The following is a 1,190-nucleotide window of genomic DNA, read 5'->3' as shown; positions in this document are numbered from 1 at the left end:
TCATAACGGAGGTTAAGCTGCACGTTTTGATCTTCAGATACTTCATAGTCAGCGATGACTTCAAATCGATACGAGTTCGCCTCGTTATCAGGATATTGGTAACCACCAGATGTGGTTGAAGATTTACTGTCCGCTTGGCTGTAGCTGTAATCAAATGAGACAGAAAGTTTGTCGTCCAGCAGTCGCTCTTTACTCACACCAAAACCAATGGTTGTGATGTCATCTTTGAGCCTGGTGGTGTAGCGATTCCAGCCGACAACGTCAGAGTTTGCTTGTTGTTGCTCGGAGCGGATGATCTGTTGATTGTAAAAAACATGCCCGCTTAGTCCGTCGAGTAAACTGAAGTTGAGGCTGAGGTCGTAGCCGTAATCCTCCCCTTCGCTTAAACCAATATCGGGTTTTGCATAGTCATCATTTCCGTACCAAAGTTCTGCAAGTAGCTGGACATCGTCTGTCATGTCATAACTGCCGTCGCCACGGAGCTCAATCCTCTCTTTGTCGGCTAAATAGTATTGGCGCAAATTAGGCGAGTCGTTGCCGTCGTCCTGCCAATCAGAGCCATCGCGGAAAGAGTAGGAGACTTTACCGCCTAATTGCCACGGACTGTTTGGCCTGTACTGAGCTCCAACAAAAACGCGTTGTTCATCGGTACGTTTTCGGTCGGCATAGCTTCGCTCGTCTTGTTTGAAGTGATAACCCGCATTCACCTTCACATCAGACGCAACACGATGCGTTAACGTTGTTTCCAGTTTGGTTTTTGTGTGGTCGTATTTTTCTCTTGTAGAGCCGATGATGGTGTTTCTATCGGAGTTATCGTCTTTGTCTGAATAGTCAGCAGAAATGGCGAAAGCTGTGTCTCGCGAAAGCTTGTTGTGGTAATCCGCGCTCATTTGCCAAGTGTTGGTTTCGCCATGGAATGTATTAGAGTTAACGGGGGACTGCGGGAATGGATTTAACCCGCCTTCAGAAGACGTTTGTGACCAAAGTAAGCGGCCGCTGAACGTTTGTTGATTCAACCGATAATTCCCTGTGACAGCAAATTGGTGAAAGTCGTTGTCAGGCTCATACGCAAGGTGATTGGCGTAAGGGTTGGTAATGCCGCCGTAATAGAGTGCGGACTTGTCATTGCGGAAAAACGAGCCGCGATACGCAATATCCACCAGCCACAAATCTTCAATGTAGCTCACTCC

General features: G+C 47.5%; 1 protein-coding gene. It reads right to left on the bottom strand.

The genetic code is table 11. The features are described 5' to 3' along the window. Positions 1-1,190, bottom strand: a 1,190-nt coding sequence (locus R7Q47_RS25435) for an MtrB/PioB family decaheme-associated outer membrane protein (RefSeq protein WP_318090134.1), incomplete at both ends; no start/stop codon positions are given.

The organism is Vibrio sp. Vb0349 (assembly GCF_033338975.1).
Note: the sequence above shows the minus strand (reverse complement) of the source record. Positions and strands in the feature narration are given on the sequence as shown.